Annotated in this window: 9 protein-coding genes; 8 read left to right on the top strand and 1 reads right to left on the bottom strand. The window is 35.6% G+C overall.

Annotation, left to right across the window (positions count from 1 at the left end; all coding sequences use genetic code 11):
- Positions 1-329: 329 nt before the first annotated feature.
- Entirely contained in the window at positions 330-806 is a 477-nt protein-coding gene (sixA, locus tag M983_RS03155; protein ID WP_066746925.1) for a phosphohistidine phosphatase SixA, read from the top strand.
- 61 nt (positions 807-867) lie between these two features.
- Here sixA and smrB read toward each other — a convergent pair whose 3' ends face one another.
- Positions 868-1416 (bottom strand): endonuclease SmrB, encoded by a 549-nt coding sequence (gene smrB / locus M983_RS03150; RefSeq protein WP_066746921.1) that lies wholly within the window; start codon positions 1414-1416, stop codon positions 868-870.
- Positions 1417-1923: 507 nt separating this feature from the next.
- Here smrB and prmB point away from each other — a divergent pair.
- From prmB to M983_RS03115, 7 genes are all read left to right on the top strand, one after another.
- Positions 1924-2802, top strand: a complete 879-nt coding sequence (prmB, locus tag M983_RS03145) for a 50S ribosomal protein L3 N(5)-glutamine methyltransferase (RefSeq protein ID WP_066746928.1) — start codon at positions 1924-1926, stop codon at positions 2800-2802.
- 79 nt (positions 2803-2881) lie between these two features.
- Positions 2882-3967, top strand: coding sequence for a chorismate synthase (gene aroC, locus M983_RS03140; protein ID WP_066746918.1), 1086 nt, complete (start codon positions 2882-2884; stop codon positions 3965-3967).
- A 242-nt stretch (positions 3968-4209) separates the two neighbouring features.
- Complete coding sequence (locus M983_RS03135) at positions 4210-5010, top strand: TSUP family transporter (protein WP_066746915.1); 801 nt, start codon at positions 4210-4212, stop codon at positions 5008-5010.
- Positions 5011-5027: 17 nt separating this feature from the next.
- Positions 5028-5582, top strand: coding sequence for an elongation factor P hydroxylase (locus M983_RS03130; RefSeq protein WP_066746912.1), 555 nt, complete (start codon positions 5028-5030; stop codon positions 5580-5582).
- 136 nt (positions 5583-5718) lie between these two features.
- Positions 5719-5991 (top strand): YfcL family protein, encoded by a 273-nt coding sequence (locus tag M983_RS03125; protein WP_066746909.1) that lies wholly within the window; start codon positions 5719-5721, stop codon positions 5989-5991.
- Positions 5992-6309: 318 nt separating this feature from the next.
- Positions 6310-7206, top strand: a complete 897-nt coding sequence (locus M983_RS03120) for a hypothetical protein (RefSeq protein WP_066746906.1) — start codon at positions 6310-6312, stop codon at positions 7204-7206.
- 63 nt (positions 7207-7269) lie between these two features.
- Positions 7270-7639: GNAT family N-acetyltransferase (locus tag M983_RS03115; RefSeq protein WP_066746903.1), on the top strand; the 370-nt coding region annotated here is incomplete at its 3' end.

Here is a 7639-nt window from a genome sequence, read left to right as displayed (position 1 = left end):
TTTCTGTTTCTTTTGCGCCAGATTAAAAATTGATAATTTTTTAATGGAAAAAAAGTCAAAAAAGTTGAATATACTATCATAAAGAAAATAACGCTTTATAAAAGTCGAATTTATGAATTTATTTAATATATTACTTTGACTACTAAACATAACATTCTGTTATAGAACTTAGTTAATCAATGCAAAGTTTGATATTTAACAGCATTAATTATACCGTTATAGGGAATATATTAAGTATTTTACTAAGATATCTCATTTAAATAGTAAAATGAGAAAGTGAAAACATTCATACAAGTAATAACAAAAATCAAATAGGTTTAAAACATACTATGCAAATTTTTATTATGCGCCACGGAGAAGCCGCTCTGGATGCTGCAAGTGATTCACTACGCCCATTAACAGAGCGCGGAAAAAATGAATCTACGAAAATGGCAAAGTGGATGACAAAGCAGGGAAGTAATATAGATTATGTTTTAGTCAGTCCTTATTTACGGGCACAACAAACACTGGATGAAGTAGGTAAAACTTTACCTTTACCAAGCAAAATAGAAACTGAAAATGGTTTAACACCTAATGGAGATGCAACTCATATTGCCCATTATTTACAAGTACTAGGTGATTTAGGCTATCAAAATATTTTAGTTGTCTCTCACTTACCTTTAGTTGGTTATGTTGTTGCAAGTCTTTGCCCAAGTATTCCAGCTCCTATGTTTTCTACATCAACAATTGCTTGTGTTGATTTCTCTGTGAGTAAAGGCACTGGAGAACTACTATGGCAAATCTCACCCTCAGAATTAGAAGAATAATTTATCAGTATTTTATTTTATCTAATCGATGGTTTAAGGTGTCATTAGAGAAAAGAATTAATTAGAATGAAGTCCGAGCAATATCATCATTTTCAATTAGAACGAGTAATGCTGCATCACCACCCCATTCTTTTGGGGCTTGATGAAATGCGATAACATCAGGATGTTGAGCAAGCCATAGGGGGGTTTGTTGTTTTAATATGCGCTTGCCATGGCCATGCATAATACAAGCACAGTAGATATGCTCTCGGCGACAAGCGGCAAGTAAAGCTCCAATTTCTTGTTTAGCAATAAGCTGGGTTAGGCCATGTAAATCTAAAAATAGCTCAGGTACATAATCCCCACGACGTAATTTCTTCAATTCATAAGCACTAGCGCCATCTCTTAAATACCGCATAGGGCCTTCTGTTGCTAGGTTAGGCTGAAATTCATCTGAAAAATAATAAGATGCATCAACTTGTTCTTGCTGTAAGCGCTCAACAGTATAATGCATCACTTTTTTCCGTTTTGGTGTATGGACGATTTTATCTTGAGATAATTTTTTAGTTCCTTTCACCATTTCCTGAAATAATTCAACTTCTGAACGTGGCAATATGAATTTTTTGCTCATTTTATGTTTCTTTATCGTGTCATATTCTTTGTTAGTCATAGTACATGAAATCATGAAAGAGACAAAAAAGTTCGGCTTATCAACAGAAAAATAAAAAAAAAAGCAGGGATTAACCCTGCTAAAATAGTCACATAACTAGTAAATAAAAAATAAAATCCATAGAGGGAGCCTATGGCTGATACTATAACTGATTACCTATTAAAGTATCGTTGGTTAATATTTTTTATCTACCAAAAGGGCAATTATTAATATAAAAAACCTAAATTAATTTTTATTTAATTAATAATAATCGCTATCTCTTATATGTTGGTTTTTTATTCTTATTTTATTTTTTTATATTTACTTGCTATATTATCTAAGATGACTATTTTTTTATAGTTTTCCGCTGATTTATCCTCGTCTTCATGGCAAACTACAGGCTTTCTATCTATATCTCTTCTGAGGATCACCATTTTGGAAATAACAGTAAAAGAGGAAGCCGTAGCAGAGTTAAGCACGATCCTTGATATGCTACGCTGGGCTATGAGTCAGTTTAATTCATCAGACATTTATTATGGTCATGGCACTGACAATGCGTGGGATGAGGCTATACAACTAGTATTACCCACACTTTCACTTCCTTTAGATATTCCTGAAGCGCTGTTATCAACAAAGTTAACGACCTCTGAAAAAAATACTATTATCCAATTAATTGAAAGTCGTATAGAGCAAAAAATTCCTGTTCCTTATCTTACGCATCGTTCTTGGTTCTGTGGGCATGAGTTTTATGTTGATGAACGAGTCCTTATTCCTCGTTCGCCAATTGGTGAATTAATTAATAACCATTTTAGTGGATTAATTCACAATGAACCTTCACGCATTCTTGATTTATGTACAGGAAGTGGTTGTATTGCTATCGCATGTGCTTATGAATTTGAAGATACTGAAGTTGATGCTGTTGATATTTCAGAAGAAGCTTTAGATGTTGCTGAATTTAATATTGAAAATCACGGGTTAACGCATCGTGTTTACCCAATGCAATCCGATCTGTTCAATTCAATAGTACCAACGCCTTACGATATCATCGTGACAAATCCACCTTATGTTGATGTTGAAGATATGGGCGATTTACCTGATGAATATCATATTGAACCTGAACTTGCATTAGCTTCTGGTATTGATGGGCTTGATATCACAAGGCAGATATTGTTAAAAGCGCCTGATTATTTAAGCGAACAAGGTATTTTAATTTGTGAAGTCGGTAATAGTATGGTTCATCTTATCGCTCAATTCCCAGAAGTCCCTTTTACATGGCTTGAGTTTGAAAAGGGTGGGCTAGGTGTCTTTATGTTGACACGCGAGCAACTCGTCGAATATTCAGACTGTTTTTCTATTGATAAACGTTGATGTAAGAATAACGAGGCGGTAGATTGTTATTCTTGCAAATAACATTGTATTAACATCACAAATAGATAGGAATAAAGGGATGGCAGGAAACAGTATCGGACAATTATTTCGCGTGACAACCTTTGGTGAGTCGCATGGCATCGCATTAGGTTGTATTGTTGATGGTGTACCTCCTGGATTACCTTTGACAGAAGCTGATTTACAGGGAGATTTAGACCGTCGTCGCCCAGGGACCTCTCGTTATACCACACAACGTCGTGAACCAGATCAAGTTCGTATTCTATCTGGTGTATTCAATGGTGTCACAACGGGAACAAGTATTGGTTTATTAATTGAAAATACCGATCAACGCTCACAAGATTACAGTGAAATTAAAGATGTATTTCGCCCAGGTCATGCTGATTACACTTATGAGCAAAAATACGGTTTACGTGATTATCGTGGTGGTGGTCGTTCCTCTGCTCGTGAAACGGCAATGCGCGTTGCAGCAGGTGCTATTGCCAAAAAATATTTAAAAGAAAAATTTGGTATCGAAGTAAAAGGGTATTTATCACAATTAGGTCCTATTACTTGTGAGCTCGTTGACTGGTCTATTGTTGAAACCAATCCTTTCTTTTGCCCAGATCCTTCTTGTTTAGCCTCTCTTGATGAGTATATGAGAGAACTCAAGAAAGAAGGAAACTCTGTTGGCGCTAAAATCACGGTGATTGCACAAGGTGTCCCCGCTGGATTTGGTGAGCCTGTATTCGATAGATTAGATGCCGATTTAGCACATGCATTAATGAGCATTAATGCGGTGAAAGGAATTGAAATTGGTGATGGGTTTGGCGTTGTGAACCTAAAAGGCACAGAAAATCGTGATGAAATTACACAAGATGGATTTACGACTAATCATGCCGGTGGCATTTTAGGCGGAATTAGTAGTGGGCAACCTATTATTGCTCATATCGCACTAAAACCGACATCAAGTATTACTATTGCGGGTAAAACGATTAATCGTGAAGGCGACGAAGTTGAAATGATAACTAAAGGTCGTCACGATCCATGTGTTGGTATTCGTGCAGTACCCATTGCAGAAGCAATGATGGCGATTGTGCTACTCGACCACGCATTACGTCAGCGCGGGCAATGTGGCGATGTTACACCACCTTTAAAACAGTGGTAACTAACGATACAACAAAATTGTATATACTACATTCGCTCATAATGATTAATACTTATCTGAAGAGTGTTTCTTAGCGTTGTATGTATTTCTGTTGTATATAGTTCTATTGTATTCTGTTGTATATAGTTCTAAGGTGCGAGCGCCTACATCTCTATGCTCAGACAGTGTTGCTGTTAATGTTAATATAGATAATAAATATAAACAGCAACACGCTTCTTTATTTCTGATATGCGGATTGATAAATGGATTGGCTACTTTCAGATGGCATCTACCTTCTTCTGTTTCTCGTTGCTATTTTTGCAGGTTTTATAGACTCCATTGCAGGTGGCGGTGGTTTGATTACCATTCCTGCATTGCTCTCTGCGGGAATATCACCAGTACAAGCATTAGCGACAAATAAATTACAATCATTAGGTGGGTCATTTTCTGCCACACTCTACTTTATAAGACGGCGTGTTATTGATTTAAAAGCGCAGCGCTTTGCTATTTTAATGACATTTATTGGTGCTATCTCTGGTGCAATGCTAGTGCAATTTATTAATCCAGATGTTCTGCGACAAGCACTTCCTGTCTTAACGATTGCCATTGGCCTTTACTTCTTACTGACTCCCTCTATTGGCGCTCAAGATAGTAAACAGCGTCTAGGCTATTATGTCTTTGGTGTTGTAATAGGAGGTGGGGTTGGGTTTTATGATGGCATTTTCGGTCCTGGAACAGGCTCTTTTTTCGCTTTAGCCTATGTTATGTTGCTAGGGTATAATCTTTCAAAAGCAACCGCACATGCTAAGTTGCTTAACTTTGTCTCTAACTTTGGTTCACTCCTTTTTTTTATGGTTGCTGGACACGTTCTTTGGACAATAGGGCTAATTATGCTTTGTGGGCAGTTTATTGGCGCTCGTTTAGGGGCTGGCTTAGTATTAACAAAAGGGCAAAAATTAATAAGACCGATGCTAGTCATTATCTCTTTTTTGATGAGCATCAAACTTATCCATGATAATCATGGTGATACTATCGCGCATTGGTTCTCTGCAATTTTTAATTAGGATTAGATGGTTTTTAAATGTCTTTACATCATTATCAACAGTTAATAGATATCTTTAATCAATGCTTTAGTGATACGTTTCAAACACATTTAGTTAAAGGTGACAATGAGCCTGTTTATTTACCTGCAAATGAAGAATGTCCTTATCACCAAATTATTTTTGCGCATGGTTTTTATGCGAGTGCGTTACATGAAATATCACATTGGTGTATTGCGGGTGAAAAACGCCGTCTACAAGTAGATTACGGCTATTGGTATTGCCCTGATGGAAGAGATGAAAGTACACAAGGACAATTTGAATCAGTAGAAATTAAACCTCAGGCATTAGATTGGCTATTTTGCCAAGCAGCAGGTTATCCTTTTAATGTTAGTTGTGACAATTTAGAAGGTGATTTTGAGCCTGATCGCTACGAGTTTAGAAATAAAGTCCGTGAGCAAGTTCTCGCTTATTTACGTGATAAAAATACGCCTCCACGCGCTCAACTATTTATTAATGCGTTACATTTGTTTTACAATACGCCAGCACTTACTGAAGATGATTTTCCTTATCAGGAAAACCCTTTAGTGAATTAAGGATTGCGAGTCACTTATTATCGCTTATCCAACACAAAGGTCTTATTTATGAATAAGGCCTGAGGTAGTAAGGTTGCTATACCATATTATCTAATTATTAATCAGTTATATAGCAACATTATATTGAGGATAAACAATGCTTTCTGAGTATGAATCGTACTTATTAGATAAAATTGATAGTCGTGTTGAACATGCTACTGACGACGAGCTGTTTGCCGGTGGCTATTTACAAGGCCACATTACACTCGCAATTGCGGAACTTGAACAAGAAAATAATATGCAATTAGAGGCGCTAAGAGCACGCGTAGAAGAGAGTATTAAAAAAGCGATAAAAGCGGGTGAGCTTTCTCCTCCTGATCAAGTGTTGGTACTATCAACGTGGAATGATTTGGTTAATTCAATTAATTAAATCACGCTAGATAAAACAACCGATTACTTTCGGTTGTTTTTCTTTATCGTTTATTATCAACATAGCTATACTTTAATCATAATTCGGATATTTGATATTGAAGAAAAGCTATTTTTAGCCAAAAATTACCACTTACTATTTATCAATTGTTCGTATTTGATTTTTCAAAGTCGATATATCTCTAATTGATTAAGCATAATAGTGCTATCTTTTGTAATCCCTTGCCAAGGCTATAAAGTTACTTTTAAATATTTCTAGAAAGGCTTCATGGGATGCAAATGAATTGCATAGAATATGGGTGATAAGGATAACGATACGATGAAAAATTTCTTTAAGATAGGACTACTCACAGGTGCCATTTTGATGTTAGCTGCTTGTGATAAGTTTGGCTCTGATAATAAAAAAAATACATTTTATTATAGCAATCCAAGCGATGTGAGTATCAGTTTTCAGATTGATGGTAAAGAGTACCAAATTGAACCTGGAAAAAAAGGCGAAATTACGCTTTCTCCAGGAGAACATAGCATACAAAATAGTGCAGGAAATAAATCCACCTTTATGGTTTATGACAATAATAGTGGCGGTATTCTCAATCCTAATAATTTTATTTATTATCAATTGGCTGAGGTGTATGCAGTCAAAGGTGAAGCGGATCGTTTTAAGCCAACAGACCATACGGTGATTATTAATGGCTATCAGATTGAGTTACCAGTACAAAGCACTAATGCGACATTAATTGATGGCAATGCTTTCCAATGCACTTATCCTCTGGGTATTCCTTTCCCTGATGAGATTAAAAGCCATAATCGTAATGAAAAAGGGAATATAAAAACAAAATGTTTTGATAAGCCGGAAATTATTCAATATTTTATGGATAATTATGGCGAAGATTTAAAACCACTTTCTAAAGAAGATGAATATAGTGACACTGTAAATACGAATATTGATTATTCATTGCCGGCGGCTGAATTTACTGATCCTGATATTCAAGCAGAAGCAGAAAATTTAGTATCATTATTAAATCAAATAAAAGAAAGTACTGATCCCGATATTCACGATAAATTAAAAGATTCATTTCATAAAACCTTTATTGATGTTTCAAAAGCATATAGTGAAAGGGTATCTAAAAGCTCAGTAGAAGATAATAAATATTATAACCGATTTATTGAAGAGAGTGGAAAGTACCAATCCTATGGTATCTTACCTAAAGATTAGCAATTTAAGCCATCCAATTGGGTGGCTTTTTAAATAATAAAAAGAGTATTACTGGAAATAAGAATGTCACAATCTCAAATATTAGCAAAAAGTAGTTTGATTACTGTGCGCCAAACTCGAATAGGTGATGCGAGCAAACTTCCTACAATAGAGTCTTCAGCAGGGCAACTTTTTAGCACTATTGAAGATTTAAGCTGGATAAGTACAGAGGATGTACAAGATGTTGACAGCCATTTAGCTTTTATTGAAAAGCAATTCCACTGGGTTGCAGTAAATAAAGATGATGAACCCGTGGGGTTTATTATGGTGGATGATTTACCTGAAAGTCTTTTTATTCATGAAATTTCAGTCAGTAGTGCATGGCAAAATAAAGGAATTGGTAAACAGCTTATTCAAAAAGTGATTGATGAGGCTAAAGCTCGCCAATATTCTG

The organism is Proteus myxofaciens ATCC 19692 (genome assembly GCF_001654855.1).
In the GTDB taxonomy this organism is placed as follows: Bacteria; Pseudomonadota; Gammaproteobacteria; order Enterobacterales; family Enterobacteriaceae; genus Proteus; species Proteus myxofaciens.
The sequence above is the reverse complement of the archived record's forward strand: the minus strand, read 5'-3'. Positions and strand labels throughout refer to the sequence as shown.

What these genes read in the sequence shown, in the direction of transcription:
- sixA (WP_066746925.1), top strand. Translation starts at nt 330, where the DNA reads ATGCAAATTTTTATTATGCGCCACGGAGAAGCCGCTCTGGATGCTGCA.
- M983_RS03120 (WP_066746906.1), top strand. Translation starts at nt 6,310, where the DNA reads ATGAAAAATTTCTTTAAGATAGGACTACTCACAGGTGCCATTTTGATG.
- prmB (WP_066746928.1), top strand. Translation starts at nt 1,924, where the DNA reads ATGCTACGCTGGGCTATGAGTCAGTTTAATTCATCAGACATTTATTAT.
- M983_RS03125 (WP_066746909.1), top strand. Translation starts at nt 5,719, where the DNA reads ATGCTTTCTGAGTATGAATCGTACTTATTAGATAAAATTGATAGTCGT.
- aroC (WP_066746918.1), top strand. Translation starts at nt 2,882, where the DNA reads ATGGCAGGAAACAGTATCGGACAATTATTTCGCGTGACAACCTTTGGT.
- M983_RS03130 (WP_066746912.1), top strand. Translation starts at nt 5,028, where the DNA reads ATGTCTTTACATCATTATCAACAGTTAATAGATATCTTTAATCAATGC.
- M983_RS03135 (WP_066746915.1), top strand. Translation starts at nt 4,210, where the DNA reads ATGGATTGGCTACTTTCAGATGGCATCTACCTTCTTCTGTTTCTCGTT.
- smrB (WP_066746921.1), bottom strand. Translation starts at nt 1,416, where the DNA reads ATGAGCAAAAAATTCATATTGCCACGTTCAGAAGTTGAATTATTTCAG.